Origin of the sequence: Vibrio tarriae, assembly GCF_002216685.1 — a bacterium.
GTDB classification, from domain to species: domain Bacteria; phylum Pseudomonadota; class Gammaproteobacteria; order Enterobacterales; family Vibrionaceae; genus Vibrio; species Vibrio tarriae.
Genome location: NZ_CP022352.1, coordinates 148744 through 171804, shown reverse-complemented (window position 1 = coordinate 171804; position 23061 = coordinate 148744). Strand labels below are relative to the sequence as shown.

At 42.1% G+C, this 23061-nt stretch carries 29 protein-coding genes and 6 pseudogenes; 33 read left to right on the top strand and 2 right to left on the bottom strand.

Features of this window, described 5'->3' with window-relative positions:
- Positions 1–131: 131 nt before the first annotated feature.
- From thrS to rplT, 4 genes are all read left to right on the top strand, one after another.
- Positions 132–2060 carry a threonine--tRNA ligase gene (gene thrS / locus CEQ48_RS01430; RefSeq protein ID WP_089069944.1) on the top strand — a complete coding sequence of 643 codons (1929 nt, stop codon included), beginning with the start codon at positions 132–134 and terminating at the stop codon, positions 2058–2060.
- Positions 2061–2063: 3 nt separating this feature from the next.
- A complete protein-coding gene (gene infC, locus CEQ48_RS01425; RefSeq protein WP_001894072.1) occupies positions 2064–2615 on the top strand; it encodes a translation initiation factor IF-3 in 552 nt (183 codons plus the stop codon).
- Positions 2616–2718: 103 nt separating this feature from the next.
- Positions 2719–2913, top strand: a complete 195-nt coding sequence (gene rpmI, locus CEQ48_RS01420) for a 50S ribosomal protein L35 (RefSeq protein WP_001885060.1) — start codon at positions 2719–2721, stop codon at positions 2911–2913.
- Between the two features lie 41 nt (positions 2914–2954).
- Positions 2955–3308 carry a 50S ribosomal protein L20 gene (gene rplT, locus CEQ48_RS01415; RefSeq protein WP_001138366.1) on the top strand — a complete coding sequence of 118 codons (354 nt, stop codon included), beginning with the start codon at positions 2955–2957 and terminating at the stop codon, positions 3306–3308.
- An 81-nt stretch (positions 3309–3389) separates the two neighbouring features.
- Here the strand turns inward: rplT and intIA are convergent, their stop codons facing one another.
- Positions 3390–4352, bottom strand: coding sequence for an integron integrase IntIA (gene intIA, locus CEQ48_RS01410; protein ID WP_000841995.1), 963 nt, complete (start codon positions 4350–4352; stop codon positions 3390–3392).
- A 402-nt stretch (positions 4353–4754) separates the two neighbouring features.
- On the opposite strand from intIA, the gene CEQ48_RS01405 reads away from it, so the two are divergent.
- The 28 genes and pseudogenes from CEQ48_RS01405 to CEQ48_RS01225 all read left to right on the top strand — a co-directional run bounded on the left by CEQ48_RS01405 (position 4755) and on the right by CEQ48_RS01225 (position 20589).
- Complete coding sequence (locus CEQ48_RS01405; RefSeq protein ID WP_000923336.1) at positions 4755–4937, top strand: DUF645 family protein; 183 nt, start codon at positions 4755–4757, stop codon at positions 4935–4937.
- Positions 4938–5154: 217 nt separating this feature from the next.
- Entirely contained in the window at positions 5155–5376 is a 222-nt protein-coding gene (locus CEQ48_RS01395; protein WP_089069942.1) for a hypothetical protein, read from the top strand.
- Between the two features lie 197 nt (positions 5377–5573).
- Positions 5574–6197 (top strand): HEPN domain-containing protein, encoded by a 624-nt coding sequence (locus CEQ48_RS01390; RefSeq protein WP_198301107.1) that lies wholly within the window; start codon positions 5574–5576, stop codon positions 6195–6197.
- A gap of 146 nt (positions 6198–6343) precedes the next feature.
- Complete coding sequence (locus CEQ48_RS01385) at positions 6344–6769, top strand: GNAT family N-acetyltransferase (protein WP_000403016.1); 426 nt, start codon at positions 6344–6346, stop codon at positions 6767–6769.
- A gap of 148 nt (positions 6770–6917) precedes the next feature.
- Positions 6918–7793: a toll/interleukin-1 receptor domain-containing protein gene (locus tag CEQ48_RS01380; RefSeq protein ID WP_089069940.1), complete on the top strand. Its 876-nt coding sequence runs from the start codon at positions 6918–6920 to the stop codon at positions 7791–7793.
- A 306-nt stretch (positions 7794–8099) separates the two neighbouring features.
- Positions 8100–8147, top strand: a pseudogene (locus tag CEQ48_RS20565) (DUF645 family protein); the annotation flags it as partial.
- Positions 8128–8281, top strand: a pseudogene (locus CEQ48_RS01370) (DUF645 family protein). The pseudogenes CEQ48_RS20565 and CEQ48_RS01370, both read left to right, overlap by 20 nt.
- Before the next feature lie 200 nt (positions 8282–8481).
- Positions 8482–9192: a hypothetical protein gene (locus CEQ48_RS01360; RefSeq protein WP_141239534.1), complete on the top strand. Its 711-nt coding sequence runs from the start codon at positions 8482–8484 to the stop codon at positions 9190–9192.
- Positions 9193–9527: 335 nt separating this feature from the next.
- Positions 9528–9662: a DUF645 family protein gene (locus CEQ48_RS01350; RefSeq protein WP_231811053.1), complete on the top strand. Its 135-nt coding sequence runs from the start codon at positions 9528–9530 to the stop codon at positions 9660–9662.
- Positions 9663–9881: 219 nt separating this feature from the next.
- A complete protein-coding gene (locus CEQ48_RS01340; RefSeq protein WP_089069936.1) occupies positions 9882–10682 on the top strand; it encodes a PhzF family phenazine biosynthesis protein in 801 nt (266 codons plus the stop codon).
- Positions 10683–11290: 608 nt separating this feature from the next.
- Positions 11291–12517 (top strand): hypothetical protein, encoded by a 1227-nt coding sequence (locus tag CEQ48_RS20350; protein ID WP_089069935.1) that lies wholly within the window; start codon positions 11291–11293, stop codon positions 12515–12517.
- Between the two features lie 229 nt (positions 12518–12746).
- A pseudogene (locus tag CEQ48_RS20345) lies at positions 12747–12797 on the top strand (hypothetical protein); the annotation flags it as partial.
- A gap of 11 nt (positions 12798–12808) precedes the next feature.
- Positions 12809–13027: pseudogene (locus CEQ48_RS01320) on the top strand (DUF3709 domain-containing protein).
- 286 nt (positions 13028–13313) lie between these two features.
- Positions 13314–13595: a hypothetical protein gene (locus CEQ48_RS01315; protein ID WP_176467129.1), complete on the top strand. Its 282-nt coding sequence runs from the start codon at positions 13314–13316 to the stop codon at positions 13593–13595.
- 194 nt (positions 13596–13789) lie between these two features.
- Complete coding sequence (locus CEQ48_RS01310) at positions 13790–14131, top strand: SH3 domain-containing protein (RefSeq protein WP_042988175.1); 342 nt, start codon at positions 13790–13792, stop codon at positions 14129–14131.
- Between the two features lie 136 nt (positions 14132–14267).
- On the top strand, positions 14268–14822 hold the full coding sequence (locus CEQ48_RS20025) for a hypothetical protein (RefSeq protein WP_089069933.1): 555 nt from the start codon (positions 14268–14270) through the stop codon (positions 14820–14822).
- Between the two features lie 217 nt (positions 14823–15039).
- Positions 15040–15474 (top strand): hypothetical protein, encoded by a 435-nt coding sequence (locus CEQ48_RS01300; RefSeq protein WP_089069932.1) that lies wholly within the window; start codon positions 15040–15042, stop codon positions 15472–15474.
- 116 nt (positions 15475–15590) lie between these two features.
- Positions 15591–15872 (top strand): DUF1289 domain-containing protein, encoded by a 282-nt coding sequence (locus tag CEQ48_RS01290; RefSeq protein ID WP_089069931.1) that lies wholly within the window; start codon positions 15591–15593, stop codon positions 15870–15872.
- A gap of 268 nt (positions 15873–16140) precedes the next feature.
- Positions 16141–16554 carry a GNAT family N-acetyltransferase gene (locus CEQ48_RS01275; protein ID WP_089069930.1) on the top strand — a complete coding sequence of 138 codons (414 nt, stop codon included), beginning with the start codon at positions 16141–16143 and terminating at the stop codon, positions 16552–16554.
- Positions 16555–16871: 317 nt separating this feature from the next.
- On the top strand, positions 16872–16997 hold the full coding sequence (locus CEQ48_RS01265; protein ID WP_080551860.1) for a DUF645 family protein: 126 nt from the start codon (positions 16872–16874) through the stop codon (positions 16995–16997).
- Positions 16978–17091 (top strand): annotated as a pseudogene (locus CEQ48_RS20645) (cell shape-determining protein MreC); the annotation flags it as partial. The gene CEQ48_RS01265 and the pseudogene CEQ48_RS20645, both read left to right, overlap by 20 nt.
- 226 nt (positions 17092–17317) lie before the next feature.
- Positions 17318–17863 carry a hypothetical protein gene (locus CEQ48_RS01255; protein ID WP_089069929.1) on the top strand — a complete coding sequence of 182 codons (546 nt, stop codon included), beginning with the start codon at positions 17318–17320 and terminating at the stop codon, positions 17861–17863.
- Positions 17864–17984: 121 nt separating this feature from the next.
- Positions 17985–18143, top strand: coding sequence for a hypothetical protein (locus CEQ48_RS19850; protein ID WP_157724679.1), 159 nt, complete (start codon positions 17985–17987; stop codon positions 18141–18143).
- A gap of 353 nt (positions 18144–18496) precedes the next feature.
- A pseudogene (locus CEQ48_RS20330) lies at positions 18497–18559 on the top strand (DUF645 family protein); the annotation flags it as partial.
- Positions 18549–18638, top strand: coding sequence for a Tfp pilus assembly protein (locus CEQ48_RS20325; protein ID WP_230604749.1), 90 nt, complete (start codon positions 18549–18551; stop codon positions 18636–18638). The pseudogene CEQ48_RS20330 and the gene CEQ48_RS20325, both read left to right, overlap by 11 nt.
- Before the next feature lie 185 nt (positions 18639–18823).
- A complete protein-coding gene (locus tag CEQ48_RS01240) occupies positions 18824–19063 on the top strand; it encodes a P-II family nitrogen regulator (RefSeq protein ID WP_089069928.1) in 240 nt (79 codons plus the stop codon).
- A 209-nt stretch (positions 19064–19272) separates the two neighbouring features.
- Positions 19273–19620: a DUF3024 domain-containing protein gene (locus CEQ48_RS01235; RefSeq protein ID WP_055065323.1), complete on the top strand. Its 348-nt coding sequence runs from the start codon at positions 19273–19275 to the stop codon at positions 19618–19620.
- Positions 19621–20346: 726 nt separating this feature from the next.
- Positions 20347–20589 (top strand): hypothetical protein, encoded by a 243-nt coding sequence (locus CEQ48_RS01225; RefSeq protein WP_000107461.1) that lies wholly within the window; start codon positions 20347–20349, stop codon positions 20587–20589.
- Positions 20590–20883: 294 nt separating this feature from the next.
- On the opposite strand, the gene CEQ48_RS01220 is transcribed toward CEQ48_RS01225, so the two are convergent.
- Positions 20884–21738 (bottom strand): hypothetical protein, encoded by an 855-nt coding sequence (locus CEQ48_RS01220; protein ID WP_089069926.1) that lies wholly within the window; start codon positions 21736–21738, stop codon positions 20884–20886.
- 648 nt (positions 21739–22386) lie between these two features.
- Here CEQ48_RS01220 and CEQ48_RS01210 point away from each other — a divergent pair.
- Complete coding sequence (locus tag CEQ48_RS01210; RefSeq protein WP_089069924.1) at positions 22387–22986, top strand: pentapeptide repeat-containing protein; 600 nt, start codon at positions 22387–22389, stop codon at positions 22984–22986.
- Positions 22987–23061 lie beyond the last annotated feature (75 nt).

Here is a 23061-nt window from a genome sequence, read left to right as displayed (position 1 = left end):
CCGTATTTGCGCCAAAATTTGTACCGAATTTTTTGAACTCGTTACGCCGCTATTTATTACAGAATGAATTTAAAGCGTAATTTTTTCACACAAGTGTTGCTTGGTGTGCAACACCACTGTAAGGATAATACATGCCTATTATTACTCTTCCTGACGGTAGTCAGCGTCATTTTGACAACCCAGTATCTACTCTCGAAGTTGCCCAATCTATCGGTCCAGGTCTTGCGAAAGCGACCATTGCAGGTCGTGTGAATGGTGCTCGCGTTGATGCTTGCGATCTGATTGAACACGATGCCAGCCTCGAAATCATCACGACTAAAGATGAAGTAGATGGTCTGGAAATCGTGCGTCACTCATGTGCGCACTTGCTTGGCCACGCGCTTAAGCAACTTTACCCAAATGCGAAAATGGCGATCGGTCCAACCATCGACAGCGGTTTTTACTACGACATCGATCTTGAGCAGTCTCTCTCTCAAGAAGATCTTGAGAAAATCGAAGCTCGCATGGTTGAGTTAGCAAAAACCAAATACGCGGTTGTCAAAAAGAAAGTGAGCTGGCAGGAAGCGCGCGATACCTTTGAATCGCGTGGCGAAAGCTACAAAATCGAAATTCTTGATGAAAACGTGGCGCGTGATGATCGCCCGGGTCTTTACCATCACGAAGAATACATCGACATGTGTCGTGGTCCACACGTACCGCACATGGGCTTTTGTCAAAACTTCAAATTGCTGAACATTGCTGGTGCATACTGGCGCGGTAACAGCGACAACAAAATGCTGCAACGTATCTACGGTACAGCATTCCATGATAAGAAAGCTCTGCAAGCGCATTTAACTCGCCTTGAAGAAGCTGCAAAGCGTGACCACCGTAAAATCGGTAAGCAACTTGATCTGTTCCATATGCAGCAAGAAGCGCCGGGCATGGTGTTCTGGCACCATAACGGTTGGTCAGTCTTCCGTGATCTGGAAATCTTTATTCGCCAAAAATTGAACGAATACGGTTACCAAGAAGTAAAAGGTCCATTAATGATGGATCGTGTGCTTTGGGAACGTTCAGGTCACTGGGATAAATACGCTGATGCGATGTTCACCACTTCATCAGAAAACCGTGAATACGCGATCAAGCCGATGAACTGTCCGGGTCACATCCAGATTTTCAACCAAGGTTTGAAATCTTACCGTGATCTGCCATTGCGCATGGCTGAGTTTGGTTCCTGTCATCGTAACGAGCCATCAGGTTCACTACACGGTATCATGCGTGTGCGTGGCTTTACTCAAGATGACGCGCATATCTTCTGTACTGAAGATCAAATTCAACAAGAAGTGACTTCGTGCATCAAGATGGTGTATGACACTTACACGACTTTTGGCTTCCAAAATATCGTGGTGAAGTTGTCTACTCGCCCTGAAAAGCGCGTGGGTAGCGATGAAATTTGGGACAAATCAGAACAAGCGCTGATCGATTCTCTGAAGGCAATGGACATTCCATTTGAAATTCAGGAAGGCGAAGGTGCGTTCTATGGTCCGAAAATTGAGTTTACACTCTACGACTGTTTAGATCGTGCGTGGCAATGTGGTACAGTGCAGCTCGATTTCAACTTGCCTACACGTTTAGGTGCCACTTACGTTGGTGAAAGCAATGAACGCTTAATTCCGGTGATGATCCACCGTGCGATTTTGGGTTCACTTGAACGCTTTATCGGTATTCTGATTGAAGAATACGCAGGATTCTTCCCAACTTGGTTGGCGCCAGAGCAGGCTGTTGTTGTAAATATCACGGATAAACAAGCCGACTATGCTCATGAAGTCGCTCAAAAGCTACAAAAATGTGGCATTCGAGCAAAAGCAGACTTGAGAAATGAGAAAATAGGCTTTAAAATCCGCGAACACACTTTGAAGCGTGTTCCGTACATGTTGGTTTGTGGCGACCAAGAGATGGAAGCTGGCGAAATCGCAGTACGTACACGTAAAGGTAAAGATCTTGGTAAATTTAAATTGGATGATTTTATTGCACATATCCAAGCTGAGATTGCAAGCCGTAAGCTTAATCTGGAGGAATAAACTATTAAAGGCGGAAGACGTGGCCAAGTTCCGGTCAAGCAAAACCAGCACCGTTTAAACGGTGAAATTCGTGGCGTTCGTGAAGTTCGTTTAACTGGCGCAGACGGTGAGTCTGTAGGTATCGTTTCGATCCAAGAAGCACTGGCTACAGCAGAAGAATCTGGTTTGGATCTCGTTGAGATCAGCCCTAACGCCGAGCCACCAGTCTGTCGTGTGATGGACTATGGCAAGTTCCTCTTTGAGAAGAGCAAGGCTACAAAAGAGCAGAAGAAGAAGCAAAAGCAGATCCAGATTAAGGAACTCAAATTCCGTCCTGGGACTGATGTGGGAGATTATCAGGTAAAACTACGCAACCTGATCCGTTTCCTAGAAGAAGGCAACAAAGTGAAAGTAACTATTCGCTTCCGTGGCCGAGAGATGGCTCACCAAGATATCGGTGTAGACGTTTTGAATCGACTGAAAGAGGACACTGACGAATTCGCAGTGGTTGAGTCTTTCCCGACCAAAATTGAAGCACGCCAGATGATCATGGTGTTAGCCCCTAAAAAGAAGTAATTAACGGCATTACAAGTAATGAACCTAGCCGTTGAAAGGCGGCTGGGTTTTATTCGCCTTAATTACACTGTTATTTAACTACTACAATGCGGAGTTATTCATCATGCCTAAGATGAAAAACAACAAAGGTGCTGCTAAGCGTTTCAAGAAAACTGCTGGTGGTATTAAGTACAAGCACGCTACAAAACGTCACATTCTGACTAAGCGTACTACTAAGAACAAGCGTCAGCTGCGTCCAAACGCCATTCTGCCTAAGTGCGAACTGGCTGCTGTAGCACGTATGCTTCCATACGCTTAATTCTTTTTAGTTTAATATTCGTTTAGTTTAGGAGAGACATAATGCCTCGCGTAAAACGTGGTGTACAAGCTCGTGCACGTCATAAGAAAGTTTTAAAACAAGCTAAAGGTTACTACGGTGCACGTTCACGTGTTTATCGTGTAGCGTTCCAAGCAGTTATTAAAGCTGGTCAATACGCTTACCGTGACCGTCGCGCTAAGAAACGTCAATTCCGTCAACTGTGGATTGCACGTATCAACGCAGCGGCTCGTCAAAATGGTCTATCTTACAGCCGTTTCATCAACGGTCTGAAGAAAGCATCTATCGAGATCGATCGTAAGATCCTTGCTGATATCGCAGTATTCGACAAAGCAGCATTCGCTGTTCTGGTTGAAAAGGCGAAAGGCGCTCTGTAATAGCGTGTTATTAAGAAAGGGGAGCATTTATGCTCCCTTTTTTCTATCTGTGAAATCTCATGATTTCGCAAAGAACCCATGCTAAAGACGGGATAATGGGCTTAAAACACCGCTTGCACCTCTATCAAGAACATGAGTGTAAATCTGTGTCGTTTTTACATCGGTATGTCCTAGTTGCTCTTGTACGGTACGTATATCAGCCCCCACTTCAAGCAAATGGGTTGCAAATGAATGTCTGAGAGTGTGGCAAGTCACGGTCTTTTCAATCCCCGCTTCTTGAGCCGATCTTCTCACTGCTTTTTGTAGTACTGTTTCGTTCATATGATGGCGGCGCATCACATCGGATTCCGGATCTAGAGATAACTGAAAAGACGGAAAAAGATAGTGCCAACGAAACTCATAAGGTGCATTTGGATACTTTTCTTTTAAGGCTGTGGGCAGCCAAACCCCGCCGTAGTTTTTTTGGTGCAAGTCTCGATCGTAATAGCGTTTTGCTAGCGCAATTTGCTCTTTAAGATGCGGATAGAGTTCTTTTGCTAACGTGACTGTGCGATTTTTACCCCCCTTACCTTGCCAGATTCTGATTGCACCATAATCAAAATCGATATCTTGGACTCTCAAGCGCATACACTCCATCAACCTTAACCCCGAACCGTAGAGTAACTTGATGGGAAGTTGATGCTTAGGATCGACAATTTCAAGTAAACGTCGAATCTCATCTCTAGTCAGTACAACCGGTAACTTTCGTTCTAGTTGCGAGCGTTGAAAGCGGATCTCAAGAGAAAGGGGTGTTTTCAGAATTTCTTTGTATAGAAAACTGAGTGAATTCAAGGCCAGTGATTGAGTCTTTGTGGCCACTTTACCTTGCACGGCTAAGTAGGTTAAAAATTCTTCGACCTCTTTATCTCCCATTAAGCTAGGGTGCTTTTTATTATGAAAATGGATGTAACGAGTGATCCAATGAAGGTAAGCTTCTATGGTTTTTTTGGCATAGTATCGAGTTTGCATAAATTCGCGAACACTTAACAAAAACTGGGATTTCATATAGTTCTCACTGAATATTTGACTGGTTATTTATACAGTATTTGTTGGTTGTTTTTATGTCAAGATGCTATGCAGACATCAGCAATCTATAAGCTGAGATTTTTGAATGGTGTGATGCTCAACATACTGATTTAGAAGGTTGTTATGGTAGTATGCACCCAGTGGTCTATTAATTAGATAGCGGTAGCCTACCTGTTGGAAAGGTAAGAAGCTGTCTAGAAAGCGTTAGCTTCTAAAAGGCTAGAATCATCAAAATCTAAGCCCATTTGTTGTGAAAAATCAGCTTTTAGCGTTCAAATTCCACAACTTGGCTTTCGAGTTTTTCTGATGCTGACTTGGTAGAAAAAGTTGAAAGTTCCGTAGTTTAAAAGCCGCTGAAAACCAACATGTCTCGGTGCTTCAATGTTGTTGGATGTTCAACACGGTCAACTTAGTTTCACAAAAGGCTGCATCATCGCTGTGATCTTGCTTTCTTTGTCGCGGACTCTTAACCGTGGCCAACTTAGCCTAGATCGTTTTAAGTTTTGGCCGCTAACTTCACAGCTTTTGGCGTTGGACGTGTGTTTGTGTGATGCTTTTGCGTAAAATGGCCTTCAAGAAAATGTGTTAAAAATCATTGTTAAACAATGGGCTACGAAGCTAACAAACGCCTCAAGAGGGACTGTCAACGCGCGGCGTTTCCAGTCCCAATGAGCTGCGGTGGTTACGGTTGTTGTGATTGAGTTTGGTGGTAATGCGTTGCCAGCCCCTTAGGCGGGCGTTATGTACTCATCTGTGATATTGAAATTTAATGGAATTTTGTATGAATTTTAATGCAACTCTTCTTGGGCAAGCGATTTTCATTCTTGCGTTAATCATGCTTGTGCTCAGTTACATTTTAGGGAAAAGGAAAACTGAAACCCCAAAAACTACCGCGTTCATAGGTTTTTTGACTGCGTTAGTCCCACCGCTAGCTATTGTTTTTCTGATTGTTTTAATCCTAAAAAGCGATGTGGCGTTGGCAAAAAGCGATATTGGACAATAGATATTGCTATTAAAAAAGTTATCAAAAATGAAGTTGCATACACGTACATAACAAACGCCTCAAGAGGGACTGTCAACGCGTGGCGTTTCCAGTCCCAATGAGCCGCGGCGGTTACGGCTGTTTTGTTTGAGTTTTGTGGTTGTGCGTTGCCAGCCCCTTAGGCGGGCGTTAGCTTAATTTTCCAAGATATGGGGTTGATGTTGAAAGAATTGGAATATTCTCGTGAAAATTTTGGTGTTGATCCATTTGGTTACAGCGCACAAGCATTTTATCAATTTGGAGTAGTTAAGGCTTTACATGGAATACCTGTTAACTTTGATGCCGCACCTACATCAGAGGATCTGAAGAATCCGATTTTATGGTTGGCTCATGCCGAGGCATTAACGCAAGCTGCAATAACACTTATCAAAACTGAGCCTAAATTTGAAAATATGCCATTTGAAATTAGAGCTATCTGTGATAGCCAATATTGTGCAGTGGCTTTAATGCTTATTGGCTATAGTCTAGAAATATCGCTGAAATCAATGATGATTATGAGTCATGGTATAAGCGGTTATATAGAAATTGAAAAAAAGCATAGACATCACCGATTGCATGAGTTGTCTCAATTCATCCCTACATTGAACCGAAAAGAAAAAGCAATTCTAAGACTACTTACCCATTTTGTTTACTGGGCTGGTCGTTATCCAGATCCCGGCTCTGGTAGAGAGGATGATGCAACTGAGATTTTTGAGCTATCAGAAACATATAGAATAACCGGCTCTGATCTCCTACGTTTGTCAGCGAAAGTAATGCAATATACAAAGCAAGTCGTGGGTTAAAATTAAGCTAACAAACGCCTCAAGAGGGACTGTCAACGCGTGGCGTTTCCAGTCCCAATGAGCCGCGGTGGTTATGGCTGTTGTGTTTGAGTTTAGTGTTAATGCGTTGCCAGCCCCTTAGGCGGGCGTTAGGTTTAAGGTTGTTCATGGAAATCAAAGAGTTTAGTGCCTGTAATCTCGAATCGTTGAGAAAGCTCTACTTGGACTCTAGACGAGATAGTTTCCCATGGCTCAAGACGGATAGTTTTCGGCTAGAAGACTTCGATCGCGATACTCAAGGTGAACGAATTTGGTTGTCTGAGGTTTTAGGTAATATTGCCGGCTTCATATCCATTTGGGAGCCTGACAATTTTGTCCATCATCTCTATGTTGCAACTGAATATCAGGGGCAAGGTATTGGAACGATACTACTTAACGGCGCAAAAGCGAAATATGGCAACTTAAGTCTTAAGTGCATGGTTCAAAATCAGAAAGCACTTAACTTTTATTCGTCACAAGGTTTTGAAATTGTGTCGCAAGTGGACGATGAATTGGGTGGTTACTACTATATGAGCTTCGGCGCACAAACCTAACAAACGCCTCAAGAGGGACTGTCAACGCGTGGCGTTTCCAGTCCCATTGAGCCGCGGTGGTTACGGTTGTTGTGTTTGAGTTTGGTTGTTATGCGTTGCCAGCCCCTTAGGCGGGCGTTATGCGATTTTTTAGTAAAGGAGTATTAAATTGATTACGAGTGTTTTTTTAAGTCACAATCATGCAGACAAAGAATTTGTAAGGAAGTTAGCGAGAGATCTAGAAAATCACAATGTAAAGTGCTGGTTAGACGAAGCTGAAATGAAAATTGGAGATTCACTAATTCAAAAAATTCGTGAAGGCATCGATAATGTAGAATTTTTTGCTGTAATTTTGTCACCTAGCTCAATTAATGCGCCATGGGTTGTAAATGAACTTGATGTTGCAATGAATTTTCAGATAAGTGGAAAGCCAATTAAAGTTCTTCCAATAATGCTAAAAGACTGTGAGCCTCCAGGACTACTTGTTGGTAAGTTATACGGTAATTTCACGGATGAGAGTGACTATATTGAATCATTTAAAAAACTTCTTAACACAATTGGTGTTGTTTTCAACAAGCAGGCAATGGACGATACAGCATCAATCTACAATCTTGGCTCTGCGATAGATAAAGCAATTTCCTATCGCCTTCCGTTGTTGAGTGCACCATTCCATCGCCCGTATCAGTACATTGGGATGCAAATTAACAGAGCTGAAGCTGCTATTGGTGTCAAGGCTAATGACGTTGGCAACATCATTGTTGAAAACGATGAATGCAAAATGCTTTTAGAGGCAGAAGGTAACTTCGTTAGTTTCGTTGACGTTAGTATAAAACGCACCGCTCCTCACTATCAAAACCAAGAGTTTGACTCTGAGCCAATACTTGGGGCATTGAGCATAGGGCTTTCTGAATTAGAACTTGTCAAAAAACAGACGCACTTTCATTCGTATTCTGATCATCGTAGACAGTTAAAAGTTAGTGTTGCATGTCAGTATGATACAGCGCCTATTTCCGTTGGTTTTAGCGCCAAATATTATGGTCTGTAGCACAAATCGCATAACAAACGCTTCAAGAGGGACAGCCAACGCGCGGCATTTTTACCATGCGTTGGTTTTTGTGATTAAGGTGTTATGCGGAAACTTGGTAGTAGCGTTGGCTGCCCCTTAAGCGGGCGTTAGCTTCTTAAAGGCTGGAATCATCAAAATCCAAACTCAATCGTTCTGAAAAATTATCTTTTAGCGTTCAGCTTGCACAAGTTGGCTTTTGCGTTTTTCTTGATGCTGATTTGGTCGAACGTGTTGAAAGTTCAGTGGTTTCAAAGTCGCTGAAAACCATCAAACCTCGATGCTTCAATGTTGTTGGATGCTCAACTCGGAAAGTTTGGTTTCACAAAAAGCTGCATCGTCGCTGAAATCGTGCTTTCTTTGTCGGAAATTCGGTAAGTGGCCAACTTAACCTTGATCGCTGCGAGTTTTGGCAGCTCACTTCACAGCTTTTGGCGTTGGACGTGTGTTTGAGTGATGCTTTTGCGTAAAATGCATTTCAAGCAAATTTGTTTAAAAATCATTGGTAAACAATGGGCTACGAAGCTAACAAACGCCTCAAAGGGACTGCCAACGCGTGGCGTTTTCAGTCCCAATGAGCCGCGGTGGTTTCGGCTGTTGTGATTGAGTTTAGTGGTAATGCGTTGTCAGCCCCTTAGGCGGGCGTTATGTGTATAGGGAGAGTATCAATTTGATTGCAAATAGTATTTGTCCGTATTGCTCAATTCTTATGGTGAAAGGCGAAAATTTGCCAAATAGTCGTTCTGTAGAACATCTTGTTCCAAACATAGTCCTGACTAAGAAACGAAATAACGGTGAAGGTGATTTTTACGCCTGTCGTAAGTGTAATTCTGAGAAGGGCACTCTGGACGAAATATTTGGGCTGATGGCTAAGTTTCAGTCAGACAATACTGAATTGGCTGTTAATGCGCTTATACGGGCGTTTACTAAACGTGAAAATGTGCCTCAACGTTATTGGGACATGTATGACAGTGCGCAGGAAAAAAATGGTCAGATTGTAGCTAAGATGCCAGTTTATGGGCACGAACTTCTTGAATATGCCAAGTTTTTTGGAAAAGGTCTGTACTTTATTAAACATGGCAGAGTCTTTAACGAAAATCGACAGGTTATGCACATACGCTTTTTTAATAAGCAAGTTCACATGAATCACGCTAAACATTATGAAAAAACTTACTCCAGTAATCCAATAAAGGACTTGGAGTCAAATCCACGTTCTTGGGTAATCGCGGAAGATGAGTGTTTGATTTGGTCTAAAAATAATAAGTTTATGATTATATTCCATCATTTCATCTCGTTTAGTATCAAATTCAAAAGCCGAAATAGAAAGACACTTACTCAGCAGCGTGACCTTGAAAATAGTCTTTTGAGTGACTTTAAGTAAATACACATAACAAACGGTTCAAGAGGGACAGCCAACGCGCGGCATTTTTACTATGCGTTGGTTTTTGTGGTTACGGTGTTATGCGTTAAGTTGTCAGTGGCGTTGGCTGCCCCTTAACCGGGCGTTAGCTTCTTAAAGGCTAGAATCCTCAAAATCTGGGTTTAATTGTCCTGAAAATTCAGCTTTTAGTGCTCAAGTTTTCGAGTTTTTTGATGCTGATTTGGTCGAACGTGTTGAAAGTTCAGTGGTTTCAAAGTCGCTGAAAACCATCAAACCTCGATGCTTCAATGTTGTTGGATGCTTAACTCGGAAAGTTTGGTTTCACAAAAGGCTGCATCATCGCTGAAAGTGTTTTTTCTTTGTCGAGGACTCTTAACCGTGGCCAACTTAGCCTTGAGCGTTTTGAGTTTTGGCAGCCAACTTCACAGCTTTTGGCGTTGGACGTGTGTTTGAGAGATGCTTTTGCGTAAAATGCATTTCAAGCAAATGTGTTTAAAAAGTCATTGGTAAACAATGGGCTACGAAGCTAACAAACGCCTCAAGAGGGACTGTCAACGCGTGGCGTTTCCAGTCCCAATGAGCCGCAGTGGTTACAGTTGTTGTGATTGAGTTTGGTTGTTATGCGTTGCCAGCCCCTTAGGCGGGCGTTATGCGATTTTTCTGACATCATAAGAAATTAAGGATATGGAGTGGAAGTTAGCATTTTTCAGGTAGATTCGTTTACATCAGAAGTGTTTAAGGGCAATCCTGCTGGGGTATGCATTACAGAAACTAGCCTTGATGAAGCGACAATGCGAGCAATTGCTGCTGAAATGGCAGTGTCTGAAACGGCGTTCTTATCGCTGAGCACGATGCAACTGCGTTGGTTTACACCAGAAATTGAAGTGAGCCTATGTGGTCACGGTACTTTAGCTGTAGCTCATGTTTTAAAAGAGCAGGGGGTTTATAAAACGGGTGATGTTCTTGAGTTTAAAACTCTATCGGGCATTTTGACTGCCCATTTAGACGAAAATAGCATCCACCTGGTTTTCCCAACTCCAATGCTTGATATGCAAGTGTCCCCAAACATAGATATGCTCAATTGCTTAGGGTTGGCACAATCAAACTTAATCGCTTACGGTCAGTTTGATAACAAACAGATTATCGTCATTGATAATGAGTCCTTACTGAACGATCTTTCCCCAGATTTCAGCGGATTATCAAAATTGAAGGGTCGCGGTGTTTTAGTTACGGCTAAGTCAGACGCTGGTGTAGATTTTGTATCGCGTTATTTTGCGCCATGGGTTGGAGTCAATGAGGATCCAGTAACAGGCTCTGCACATTGTGCTTTGTGTGTTTACTGGTCGAAAAGGCTTGGTAAGTTTCAGCTCAAAGGTTATCAGGCCTCAAAGAGAGGTGGTTTTGTGGATGTGGAACTACTCAATCCAAACCAAGTGAAGCTATCTGGTCAAGCAGTAACGATCTTGTCTGGTCGAATGAAAATCGCATAACAAACGCCTCAAGAGGGACTGTCAACGCGCGGCGTTTCCAGTCCCAATGAGCCGCAGTGATTATGGCTGTTGTGTTTGAGTTTAGTGGTATTGCGTTGTCAGCCCCTTAGGCGGGCGTTAGGCAAAGTGAGTTTTTATCAGCTAAATCGAGTTTGAATTGAACAGTAAATTCCATGTTTTCATGGCTGAATTTAAACAATAAATAATCATCACATATTTGTTGTTTCTTGATCGCGTTGGGTTGTTTATCGTTGTGAGTTTAGCGGCAAAATAACCTTCAGCATCCAAACGTCCGCCGAGCATGCTACGCTCGTCACTTTTCTTCCAAATCGCTCAATTTGAGTTTTTTTGGTTTCTTTGCTGATTCAGAATTTTGGTTTATAAATGAATCGGTTAGTTAGTTTTAAGTTTGCAAAAAAGCCTGTTCTTTGTTTTTGAAAGTATCATTGTCAATCGGTTGGCCTAACAAACGGCTCAAGAGGGATTGCCAACGCGTGGCGACTTTAGTGCAAAATTGAAGTTCAGTGTTTACAGCGTGTTTTTTGAATCCGGCGGTGCGTTGTCAACCCCTTAGCCGGGCGTTAGCTTTTAAGGAGAATTTAGCATTTATGAGAAAAAGTAGCGTTTTCGGAGAAAGGGATCTTGGGAATTTTCTTGAGGCGAGTAAATCAAATGTTACTTTCTCAATCGAATCCGAAAAGGATGACTATATTCTAAACGTAAACGAAGATGATTACGTTGCTCACAAAGTGTCAGAAGCAACGGTGGAAGGTTTAGAAATTCACATTGAAGACATTTATGCTTCTTCTAGCGAGAAAATGATACCAGCTGAGTATTTTCCACACGATTTTAATGTTTATTCAGGGAAGTCTTATAAGAAAGATGTAATAAAATTTCATGTGCCAATAAGTGGAAATGTTCAATTGCTCCATTGTATCCCGAGTTCTAGAATATTATGGACAATAGAGATCGAAGTTAGTCGTGATGAGTTTTGTTTTGAAATAATTAACTTCAGAGATGATGCAGGTGAAATTGTTCGTAGAAAGGATGAAATCATCAGAAATATATTGCAGCAGTATGGTAACGTTAAAGCTGAAGTAGAAAGAGCTAATGCTAGTTTACAGCTACATATTCGTAATGCATTTAATGCACGAAAGCAGAGAATTCAAAAAAGCTCTGGGTTACTTGCGTCATTAGGTGTTCCAATAAAGAAATCTAATGTTGTATCAGAAACATTTTCTATTCCGAATCCTCAAAAGAGGAAAAAAACTATTTTAAACAAACCAAGCGTAAAGGAAGCTGGATTTACACCAGAACCAAGCCTAGACCAGAGTACATATATAGATATATTGAAATTAATCCATGATGTGGGAAAAGAGTTTGAGCGGTTGCCTAGCTTGTACGCGAGTAAGGAAGAAGAGCATCTTAGAGATCACTTTTTAATGATGTTAGAGCCAAATTTTGAAGGTTCTGCTACCGGAGAAACATTCAATAAAACTGGCAAAACCGATATATTACTCAGGCATGAAGGATCAAATGTATTTATTGGCGAGTGTAAGTTTTGGAAAGGCGAGAAAAGCTTTGTATCTACAATAACTCAGCTTTTAGGCTATCTAACATGGCGGGACTCAAAAGCTGCTGTAATTATGTTTGTGCCAAATAAAGACTTTAGTAGTGTTGTTAAAACTGCGAAAGAGGCAGCGCCAAGACACTCCAATTTTCTCAAGTACGTTGGTGAAAAAGATGAAACATGGTTTAACTACGAGTTTCATCTTGACGGTGATAGGAACCGAGTAGTTAAGCTTGCAATCATGCTATATCACACACCAAGATAAAAGCTAACAAACGCTTCAAGATGGACAGCCAACGCGCGGCATTTTTACTATGCGTTGGTTTTTTGTGGTTACGGTGTTATGCGGAAAGTTGGTAATAGCGTTGGCTGCCCCTTAAGCGGGCGTTATGCTTAAACCATAAAAATCAGTTGGTTGTGTTATCGATTTCTTTGGCATTTCGTTCGGTTTTTTTCGGCAATTCAATATTGTTTGTCGCTGCCTAATGAAGCGGCAATGTGTCTGGCGCTGTAAATTCTGTGTTATTGCCTCATTGGTTTTTTGAGTCCACGCGAGGTGAGTTTTGCTCTCTCAAGTCGCTTTGAGCAGTTTGGTGCCTTTACTTATAGGCTTAAAGTTTGTCGGCAATTGAGCATTGTTTTGCGCTGCCTAATGAAATGGCAATCTGTCTGTCGCTGTAAATTTCAGTGTCATTGCCTCATTGAGTAGTTGTGCTCATGCGTGGTGAATTGGTTTGTCGGAGAGGGTTTCCACATTGGCCTAGTTGCTAAATGAAAGCCTGTATTGGTCAGTTCATAGGTAAAAAATGAGCCAGTTCAAATTCAAGAAACTCGAAGTTTGGCCAATGATTTCAGTGGGTTATTATTGGTTTGGTTCAAATGTAAAGTGTTGAAGCTTAAGCATAACAAACGCCTCAAGAGGGACTGTCAACGCGTGGCGTTTCCAGTCCCATTGAGCCGCGGTGGTTACGGTTGGTGTGTTTAAGTTTAGTGGTAATGCGTTGTCAGCCCCTTAGGCGGGCGTTATATTTTTTTAAGTTCAGCAATCAAAAGGATTCATTATGAACGTGGATAAAGCGAAAAAACGCATATTGAAACGAGTACAAAGAGGTTTCAAAGGTTATCCGCAAATATCTTTAGAGTATTTCGGGAAAACGACAGATTTTGCTACCGAAGTAGTCATCACTTTTATTCCTGAAGAAAACGCTGAAGCGCAAATTCAGAGATTTACGAGTGATAAGGATGTTCGTGAAGATGAAGCAATTCAATCGGTATTGTTGAAAATTATTGAGCGAGCCGACGCTGCTACGGTTTTAGAAAGTCGAGAAGTATCAGTTTGTTAATGGTTTTTCTGTAATCTTAAGTTGTTGGTCACATTAGTGCTGAGAACGAAAATATAACAAACGCCTCAAGAGGGACTGTCAACGCGTAGCGTTTCCAGTCCCATTGAGCCGCGGTGGTTATGGTTGTTGTGTTTGAGTTTAGTGGTATGCGTTGTCAGCCCCTTAGGCGGGCGTTATGTGCTTTGGAGAAAATTATGGAAGTTATTGTTGTTGAAGAACATACATCTGAATATCCAAATCCTATTTATTTGAAGCAAGGCGATGAAGTTCAACTTGGAGAAATGGATGATGAGTTTCCTAATTGGATATTCGTTACTACAGATTCAGGTGTACAGGGTTGGACTCCTGCTCAATATATCGAGACGATCTCAGGCACTAAGAAAGGCATACTGCTACATGATTACGATGCTGTAGAGCTCAATACTCAATTTGGAGAAAAGCTGGCAGTCTTGTTTGAACTGAATTCTTGGTACAGAGTGTCGCGTTCAACGGGTGAAGTGGGTTGGGTTCCTGCGAAAACGGTAAAACGCACATAACAAACGCCTCAAGAGGGACTGTCAACGCGTGGCGTTTCCAGTCCCAATGAGCCGAAGTGGTTTCAGTTGTTGTGTTTGAGTTTTGTGGTAATGCGTTGTCAGCCCCTTAGGCGGGCGTTAGCACTTCGGAGGAATAATGGACATATCCAGTGGGCTTCTAGCTTTGATTAGCGCTTCGTTAGGAGCAGTATTTACTTTTTGGGGACAACGTAAACTTCTGGAGCAACGTATTAATTTGGAGTTCCGAGCTAAGCAAGCTGAATTGGCACAAGAAAAGCAAAAAGTATTAATCGATAAGCTAGAAACAAAAATTGAAGAAGCACATGTATTGGTATCCGAACTAGGAAGAGAGTTTTCACTTACGTTTCTCAATATCGATTGGGAGGCAAATTTAAGCATGAGTGACTATGATGCGAAATACCGTGTTTTGTGTGATAAATGTTCTAGATTGCAAATGCTCGTTGATCTTTATGTTCCGACTTTAAGTGAAAAAGTAAACGGCATGTCTGGAAAAATGAATATGTATTGGGGTAATTTTCGAATGGTTCTTTCTAAAACTCATCAAGGCAAAAAGCCCGACGAACTAGGAAATGTATTCGAAAATGCAGTTAAGTATTCTAGATTGGTTCCTGAACAGGCGTTTTCGATAAAATTCGGGTTAAGTGAATATTATAGAAATCAAGTGTGTTGAAAACGTGCTAACAAACGCCTCAAGAGGGACTGTCAACGCGCGGCGTTTCCAGTCCCATTGAGCCGCGGTGGTTACGGTTGGTGTGTTTGAGTTTAGCGGTGATGCGTTGTCAGCCCCTTAGGCGGGCGTTATGTGCTTTGGAAAAAGTCTTAAACTTTAGATAACCATGTCTGTTAATCTTGGTATCAGTGATAATCAACTATCAAGGACTGATTTAATGTTTGATTGGACAAACCCTAAGCAAATCGATCTCACTCAACCATACCTGTATTTCATTAAGATCTCTGCTGAAAAAAAGGAGTTTCGCTATATTGGAAAAGCCTCGAAGAAAGCGAGGCTGAATGAGTACAAGTCTAATGTGGCAAAGATTCTCGAAGGAAAGTCTCGACGACCAGTGTTAAAAAGAGATGGTTCTCTTCAATCACTAGGTAACTTGAAATACCGTTACGTTCATCTTGTGTTAGCTAATGCTCAAAAACGGGGTTGGGATATAGAGCATTACCCAATTGAAAACGTAGCTAAGCAAGACCTAAATTCCCGAGAGTTAGCACTTATAAATGAGCTTGAGTGCAATATGAATGATGGTTTAACTTGGCTCATTGAACAATTTTCTGAATTATCAGAGCAATTGCTACAAACAGTACGCACATAACAAATTGTTCAAGAGGGATTCGCAACGCGTGGCATTCTTACTATGCGTTGGTGTTAGTGATTAGGGTGGTATGCGGTGACATTGGTATTGCGTTGCTCACCCCTTAACAAGGCGTTATGTGTTTTTCTGGAAAGTTTTCACAGCTCTGCGCTTATAATTCAGACGTGAGGTGCACTATGTCTGAAAATCAAAACGCTAAAAGAGCTGAACCGATTGAAACGTGTTCATATAAGAGCCCTTGTGTTCGTCATTGTTGTTTAGATGACAAAGACATCTGCATAGGTTGTGGTAGGACTTTTGACGAGATATGTCGTTGGAGTAGTGCAACAAATGGCGAGAAACAAGAGGTATTAATCAATGGCTTAGCTAGATTTCATAGCCGAAATATATCGACATGAAGCATCTTGGCCTTGTGTATATGATAGTTTTTTATCGAATGTCGTTTGGCATAAATGCCTTTCGCTACCCCTTTAAATGGAAGGGTGGGTATCAGAAACACACACATAACAAACGCCTCAAGAGGGACTGTCAACGCGTGGCGTTTCCAGTCCCAATGAGCCGCGGTGGTTGCAGTTGTTGTGTTTGAGTTTAGTGGTAGTGCGTTGCCAGCCCCTTAGGCGGGCGTTATAAGCAAGTTGAAGTTTGGGCTTTAAAGGAAAGTGAAAAATGGAAGTTGAATATTTTGTAAATCGCCTAATTACGCCAGAGCAGTTTGTGGAACTCCTCAATCAGACAACGCTTGGAGCTAGACGTCCAACCGATAATTACGAATGTATCAGTGGGATGTTGGCAAATACGGATTTGCTTGTTTCAGCTTGGATTGGTGAGCGGCTTGTCGGTATTGCTCGCTCGGTGACAGATTTTCATTACTGCTGCTACTTATCGGATTTGGCTGTCTCGGAGCAGGTCCAATCGAAAGGTATTGGTAAAGAATTGATCCGACAGACTTTCGCTAGTCTTAAAAAAGGTTGTAAGTTGATTTTGTTATCAGCACCACAAGCAACTGAATACTATCCAAAAATTGGTTTTAAGCAGCATAACAGCGCATGGCTAATGTCGGATTTAGAAGAGCTTCTGTAACGTTGGTATCTTGCTTATAACAAACGCCTCAAGAGGGACTGTCAACGCGCGGCGTTTCCAGTCCCATTGAGCCGCGATGGTTGCAGTTGTTGTGTTTGGGTTTAGTGGTAATGCGTTGCCAGCCCCTTAGGCGGGCGTTAGCTTCTTAAAGGCTAGAACCATCAAAATCTAAGCTCATTTGCTGTGAAAAATCCGCTTTTAGCGTTCAAATTCCACAACTTGGCTTTCGAGTCTTTCTGATGCTGACTTGGTAGAAAGTGTGGAATGTTCAGCAGTTTCAAAGTTGCTGAAAACCATCAAACCTCGATGCTTCAACGCTGTTGGATGTTCCACTCGGAAAGTTTGGTTTCACAAAAGGCTGCATCATCGCTGTGATCTTGCATTCTTTGTCGCGGACTCTTAACTGTGGCCAACTTAGCCTAGGTCGTTTTAAGTTCTGGTAGCCAACTTCACAGCTTTTGGCGTTGGACGTGTGTTTGTGTGATGCTTTTGCGTAAAATGTATTTCAAGCGAATTTGTTTAAAAAATCATTGGTAAACAATGGGCTACGAAGCTAACAAACGCCTCAAAGGGACTGCCAACGCGTAGCGTTTTCAGTCCCAATGAGCCGCGGTGGTTGCAGTTGTTGTGTTTGAGTTTAGTGGTGATGCGTTGTCAGCCCCTTAGGCGGGCGTTAGCTGCTTTGCGTCTGAGTTGGATAGCCATTTGCAACGAATTTTGCTAGATTTGCGCTGTGTATGAATGATTTACCATATGGTTTTGTGTGAGCGATATAATTAATAAGTTGCGTGATGTACGTGAAAAAAGCGAACTCAATCGTCTCAAAAGTGAGTTGCTAAAAGAGCAACAAAGACTTGAGAAGTGGAGTAACGCTCTTAATGAAAGAGAACATTGCATTAATGAGTTTAGCCAATATGAAGCTCGTGATGTGGAGTACCATAGTCAGTCATATGCTGCATTTTTTGGTACTAGGATGGAAAAAGATAAAAGTATCCTCACCTTGGCAGTAGTAGGTATTGGATATTTAGCAACTTTTGCCAACTTAGGTGATGAAAAGCTCATAGGGTTAGAGTTAATTCTATTTTGTGTTGCTAGTTTATGCTTTTTAGTCTCAATCGTTATCGTGATTCAAGTGTTCAAAATTAATGGTGATTATATTATCGCGGTTTTAAATTCGGCTCGCGAATCACAGAAGAAAGCGGAACTTCTTAGCAAACGCCTTAAGGCAGCCGATCGTATAGTTCTTGGGTCATTCATACTTGGTTTAATAACTACAATTTCTCTTGGCTATATAGCCTCGGGTATTTAGGTGAATATATGAGCAATAATCAAACTAATAAAAGAATTGTTACAACAGGCGAGAAGAAGAGTCTTGAAGGTGCGGCTAATTTAAGACCGCAGCCTCCACAAAATAATGGAGGTAAGAAAAAATGACAAAACCGATAGATAAACCCCAACCTCTTGTTGACCTCAATAAAAAGCAAGAATTAGATCGTATTCTTACAAATACTGGTGGTGAAGTTAAAAGTAGTGTTGAAGGCTTGCAAGAGTTACGTCCAACACCTCCACAACCGATAAAGCGCAGCTAACAAACGCCTCAAGAGGGACTGTCAACGCATGGCGTTTCCAGTCCCATTGAGCCGCGGTGGTTTCGGTTGTTGTGTTTGAGTTTTGTGGTAATGCGTTGTCAGCCCCTTAGGCGGGCGTTAGCTTCTTAAAGGCTAGAATCAACAAAATATAAGCTAATTTACATTGAAAACTCATCATTTAGCGGTCAATTTTCACAAGTTGGCTTTTGTGTTTTTCCTTGATGCTGACTTGGTAGAAAGCGTTGAACGTTCAGCAGGTTCAAAGCCGCTGAAAACCCACAAGCCTCGATGCTTCAAGGTTGTTGAATGTTCCACACGGCAAGTTTGGTTTCACAAAAGGCTGCATCATCGCTGTGATCTGGTTTTCTTTGTCGCGGACTCTTAACCGTGGCCAACTTAGCCTAGATCGTTTTAAGTTTTGGCAGCCAACTTCACAGCTTTTGGCGTTGGACGTGTGTTTGTATGATGCTTTTGCGTAAAATGCCTTTCAAGTAAATGTGTTTAAAAAATCATTGTTAAACAATAGACTACGAAGCTAACAAACGCCTCAAGAGGGACTGGCAACGCGTGGCGTTTCCAGTCCCAATGAGCCGCGGTGGTTACGGTTGTTGTGTTTGAGTTTAGTGTTATGCGTTGCCAGCCCCTTAGGCGGGCGTTATGTGCATATGGAGGAAACAAAGATGGATTTCCCTACCAATGAGGAGTGCTATGATGCAATGTATCAATTCGCTTCTTATTACATGGAAGGCGACGTGAAAGAAAAGTGGCTGGATATTATTGCTGATGGCCTTAAAACTGGTAGAAGTGCCCCAGGGAAAGGATTCCTATACGATCTAGATAAAGCGATAAAAGTGTCTGGAAAACCTAACATGCCAAAGCGTAAAGAGCTGTATCAACTTATTTGTGAAGCATCACTTTAAATACACATAACAAACGCCTCAAGAGGGACTGTCAACGCGTGGCGTTTCCAGTCCCAATGAGCCGCAGTGGTTACGGCTGTTGTGGCTGAGTTTAGTGTTATGCGTTGCCAGCCCCTTAGGCGGGCGTTATGTACTTTTTCTTAAAATAACCTAGTCAACAGATGAGAGCTAGCCGTAAACTTCGGACTTGAATTCGTGGGGTAATAGATATGGCATTCTCAGAAATTGAACAAAAACGTTACGAAAAGGCAGTGGAAAAGTATCTAGAAACTTGCCGACCACCAGTAGAAATTCGAGATCAAGTTGATATTGGCTATCGTCTAGATGGGCAGGCAATCGAAATTTTCGAAATACGTCCCAGATGGAATGATCCATCAGAAAAAATTGAACATCCAGTAGCGAGAGTCAAATACTACAAATCGCGGAACGAGTGGAAAATTTACTGGATGAAATCAGATTTAAAATGGCATGCATACGAACCGATTCCTGAAGTTAAATTTCTAGAGGTTTTCTTTGAGATATTACAAGACGATGCTTACGGCTGTTTCTGGGGATAATCTCAACCACGTACATAACAAACGCCTCAAGAGGGACTGTCAACGCGCGGCGTTTCCAGTCCCATTGAGCCGCGGTGGTTTCGGTTGTTGTGTTTGAGTTTGGTTGTTATGCGTTGCCAGCCCCTTAGGCGGGCGTTATGTGCTTTCTAAAAAAATGGTTAGTTATCATTAGGTTCCATGTCAAAATATAAATGTAAGTAGAGTAAAGCCGAAACATTAAATGTCCCTTTGCGGTGGTTCCCTTAGGCTGATGATGGCAACCTTCATTTACTTACAACCTGAACAAATGGGCTTTTGGGCTTCATTTTTGTTGGCAGAACTTGTTGGTTTTCTCACGTCTCAAACTAAAGGAGGAGTGCTTATGGTAGTAGAAATCTTTAAACACGTATCGAACATTATTCAATATGCAACTCTAAAGGTTCTATCATCAGCGGGACTCAACCGCGGTTTTAGGTTCAACCTACTGATGAGCCGGTGAAATTCCGGCGAAAACCAATTCGAGTGCAATCTTGACCACGCACATAACAAACGCCTCAAGAGGGACTGTCAACGCGTGGCGTTTCCAGTCCCAATGAGCCGCGGTGGTTGCAGTTGTTGTGTTTGAGTTTGGTTGTTATGCGTTGTCAGCCCCTTAGGCGGGCGTTAGCTCTCTTTCAAAGTTCATCGTGGAGTCCAAAAAACTAAGCTGGATTTGAAATTTTTTTTAGCGATATTTCAGGAGATAGTATGAGCACAAGGTTTTGTGAAAAGTGTGGGAAGAACACTGAACATAAAGAAGTGATGAAGCAAAAGCCATCAAAGTACGGTAAGTCCAAAAGAGAGCAGTTCAAAGCATTTCTAGATGGATTTTTTAGTAGTTCGGCAGCCTCTTTACCTGGTGGCGTTTCGTTAGAATTAACAGATAGATATGTTGTTTGTGCTATTTGTGGCAGCGCAACTTTAGAAAATCATGGTGAACAATTTCAGTAACTTATTCGCTAAGCAGAGAGCTAACAAACGCCTCAAGAGGGACTGTCAACGCGTGGCGTTTCCAGTCCCTATGAGCCGCGGTGGTTACGGTTGTTGTGTTTGAGTTTTGTGTAATGCGTTGTCAGCCCCTTAGGCGGGCGTTAGCCCTACACAAGGAGTGAGATAGTACTAAACTATTCAGGAAGAAAGCTAAGCCCATACTGTTGCAGCTAAGTCCAAAACTAGGCAGACTTTTGTCATGGTTTTTTAGTTTTTCATGAGAGGTTATCGCTTTTTCACTATCACCAGAGACAATTAAAACTCTACGGTAGATATTGCAGCAGCTGAGTTTAGGTAATGGTGGTGCATGGTAAAGCCATCCGTTTGTTCTGGAGAGGCCAATTCAATGTGTTTCTCCTCTTTGATGTTATCTAGTTGATGATAGATAAACTTAGCCGCACTCTTGAACGCTGTTTCCGACACTTTGTTGTATAGCGCCTTGTCATTCGCCAAGAGCTGTTTTTCACTTTCTTCAAGGCCACCAGCCTTCGAGTATCCGAATATCACAGAGTATTTTAATTTGTCCAAAGAGTTATCTTCTGGATCAACACTGATGACATCGAACTCGTACACGATTTGTAGGCCGCTTTGGAACATGTTGTCGATAGGATTGATATAGTGATTCCAACTAACGGAAACGTTCATTTCATTGGCGTTGCTGTTTGGGTATAACTGCAAAGCACCATCAGAAAAGCTGGTATTCACATTCTTCCAGTTGCCTGGGCGTTGTGATGAAAAGCCTTGCTTAAAATAGGCTTCAAGTTGAGGGTTGTTGGCATGCAGACCAAGAGTTAGTCGATAGGCCTCAATCGCTTTCATTTCAGCCTCGATTAATGCGCCTACAATCGCACCACCGATCGCACCACCCGCAGAGGCTGCCATATCCCCGCTAAATGTGTTTTGCAGGGCTACAGGCGTGTTGCTTTTCGCAATCTCATTCATGAGTTCTGGATTTTGGTAGTAGTTCTGGAGCCCTGCGTTAGTATCTTGCGCTTTTTCAAACAGGTATAGATTGATGGTCTGTGCGTTGGCCGGTGCACTTTCAAATTTTGGTTGCTTGCTGGCACAACCAACAAGAAGCGTGGCAAATAAGGCTAGATAAATCTTCACTGCATATCCCTATGATATATCGAGGTTTATAAAATCAAGTTAACTATGTAATAAACTCATGAGAGATTCAATGTGAAAATGTAAAAAACTGGAAGTCAGCGCTTATAACTCTTTGTTTAAGTTGGGAATAGGCATTGACATTGGAGATTATTGTCACAAAGCTGACAGTTTAATGGCTTGGATTATAAGCCGGATAAGAACCTATGGATTTGATTAAGTAAACACAAAAAGCAGCTGTGGGCTGCCTAATCTCGTTGAGGGCTAAGCGACAGCGGTAAACACCACGCCAGTTTGCTTGCGAATCTCGGTGAGAAGTTTTGATATGATAAGTGTTCGCTTGATGGATGTATCGTTCATGACACCACAGCAGACGACAAATACCTTCGCCTCGTAGAAGAAGTAAAAACTTTGTCTCATTTGTATGGCGTCGTTATCGAAGCTAGTTTATCGAGTCGTGGTTTAAGCTATAGTGACCTAATAGTGACGAGTCAGTGGCGCAGAGTTGAGCGGCTAACAAACTGTTTAAGAGTGATTCGCAACGCGTGGCATTTTTATTATGCGTTGCTTCAAGTGATTGAGGTGATATGCGGGAGCTTCGGTATTGCGTTGCTCACATCTTAACAGGGCGTTAGGCGATTGGAGGAAACGATGAAATCTTTGAAAAATGGTGAGCAGTATCTAGAGGTTTCCTTCGAGAAGCTTGAGCTATCAGAAAATAGTTTCAAAGACATAGAATTTGAAGAATGTCATTTTTCAGACTGTGATTTGTCTGGCGTACAGTTCCAAAACTGCAAGTTTGTAAGCTGCGAGTTTGAACGTTGTAATCTCAGTTTGGCGAGTTTCCCTAATGCACGTTTGTTTGGTGTGTCATTTCAAGATAGCAAGCTCGTGGGTATCGACTGGACAAGAGCAACGTGGCCTGTCTATCACCTAGATTTTGAGCTTAAATTTCAGCGTTGTATTTTGAACGATGCCTCATTCTTTGGGCTGACATTGAATGAGTTAACACTTGATGAGTGTAAGTTGCATGATGTGGATTTCCGTGAAGGAAATTTTGCCAGTTCAACAATGTGTTACTGCGATTTTACGCATAGTTTATTCATGCGGACTAACTTACAAAAAGTGGATTTCAGCGAGTCGACAAATTACGCAATTAATGTGTTAGAGAACCAAGTCAAAGGGGCTAAGTTTTCTCGTTATGAAGCTTTGAATTTATTGGAATGCTTAGGGATAGAGTTGGTCGATTAATCGCCTAACAAACGCCTCAAGATGGACTGTCAACGCGTGGCGTTTCCAGTCCCAATGAGCCGCGGTGGTGATGGT

What these genes read in the sequence shown, in the direction of transcription:
- thrS (WP_089069944.1), top strand. Translation starts at nt 132, where the DNA reads ATGCCTATTATTACTCTTCCTGACGGTAGTCAGCGTCATTTTGACAAC.
- rpmI (WP_001885060.1), top strand. Translation starts at nt 2,719, where the DNA reads ATGCCTAAGATGAAAAACAACAAAGGTGCTGCTAAGCGTTTCAAGAAA.
- rplT (WP_001138366.1), top strand. Translation starts at nt 2,955, where the DNA reads ATGCCTCGCGTAAAACGTGGTGTACAAGCTCGTGCACGTCATAAGAAA.
- intIA (WP_000841995.1), bottom strand. Translation starts at nt 4,352, where the DNA reads ATGAAATCCCAGTTTTTGTTAAGTGTTCGCGAATTTATGCAAACTCGA.
- CEQ48_RS01405 (WP_000923336.1), top strand. Translation starts at nt 4,755, where the DNA reads ATGTTGTTGGATGTTCAACACGGTCAACTTAGTTTCACAAAAGGCTGC.
- CEQ48_RS01395 (WP_089069942.1), top strand. Translation starts at nt 5,155, where the DNA reads ATGAATTTTAATGCAACTCTTCTTGGGCAAGCGATTTTCATTCTTGCG.
- CEQ48_RS01390 (WP_198301107.1), top strand. Translation starts at nt 5,574, where the DNA reads ATGTTGAAAGAATTGGAATATTCTCGTGAAAATTTTGGTGTTGATCCA.
- CEQ48_RS01385 (WP_000403016.1), top strand. Translation starts at nt 6,344, where the DNA reads ATGGAAATCAAAGAGTTTAGTGCCTGTAATCTCGAATCGTTGAGAAAG.
- CEQ48_RS20350 (WP_089069935.1), top strand. Translation starts at nt 11,291, where the DNA reads ATGAGAAAAAGTAGCGTTTTCGGAGAAAGGGATCTTGGGAATTTTCTT.
- CEQ48_RS01315 (WP_176467129.1), top strand. Translation starts at nt 13,314, where the DNA reads ATGAACGTGGATAAAGCGAAAAAACGCATATTGAAACGAGTACAAAGA.
- CEQ48_RS01310 (WP_042988175.1), top strand. Translation starts at nt 13,790, where the DNA reads ATGGAAGTTATTGTTGTTGAAGAACATACATCTGAATATCCAAATCCT.
- CEQ48_RS20025 (WP_089069933.1), top strand. Translation starts at nt 14,268, where the DNA reads ATGGACATATCCAGTGGGCTTCTAGCTTTGATTAGCGCTTCGTTAGGA.
- CEQ48_RS01300 (WP_089069932.1), top strand. Translation starts at nt 15,040, where the DNA reads ATGTTTGATTGGACAAACCCTAAGCAAATCGATCTCACTCAACCATAC.
- CEQ48_RS01290 (WP_089069931.1), top strand. Translation starts at nt 15,591, where the DNA reads ATGTGTTTTTCTGGAAAGTTTTCACAGCTCTGCGCTTATAATTCAGAC.
- CEQ48_RS01275 (WP_089069930.1), top strand. Translation starts at nt 16,141, where the DNA reads ATGGAAGTTGAATATTTTGTAAATCGCCTAATTACGCCAGAGCAGTTT.
- CEQ48_RS19850 (WP_157724679.1), top strand. Translation starts at nt 17,985, where the DNA reads ATGACAAAACCGATAGATAAACCCCAACCTCTTGTTGACCTCAATAAA.
- CEQ48_RS01240 (WP_089069928.1), top strand. Translation starts at nt 18,824, where the DNA reads ATGGATTTCCCTACCAATGAGGAGTGCTATGATGCAATGTATCAATTC.
- CEQ48_RS01235 (WP_055065323.1), top strand. Translation starts at nt 19,273, where the DNA reads ATGGCATTCTCAGAAATTGAACAAAAACGTTACGAAAAGGCAGTGGAA.
- CEQ48_RS01225 (WP_000107461.1), top strand. Translation starts at nt 20,347, where the DNA reads ATGAGCACAAGGTTTTGTGAAAAGTGTGGGAAGAACACTGAACATAAA.
- CEQ48_RS01210 (WP_089069924.1), top strand. Translation starts at nt 22,387, where the DNA reads ATGAAATCTTTGAAAAATGGTGAGCAGTATCTAGAGGTTTCCTTCGAG.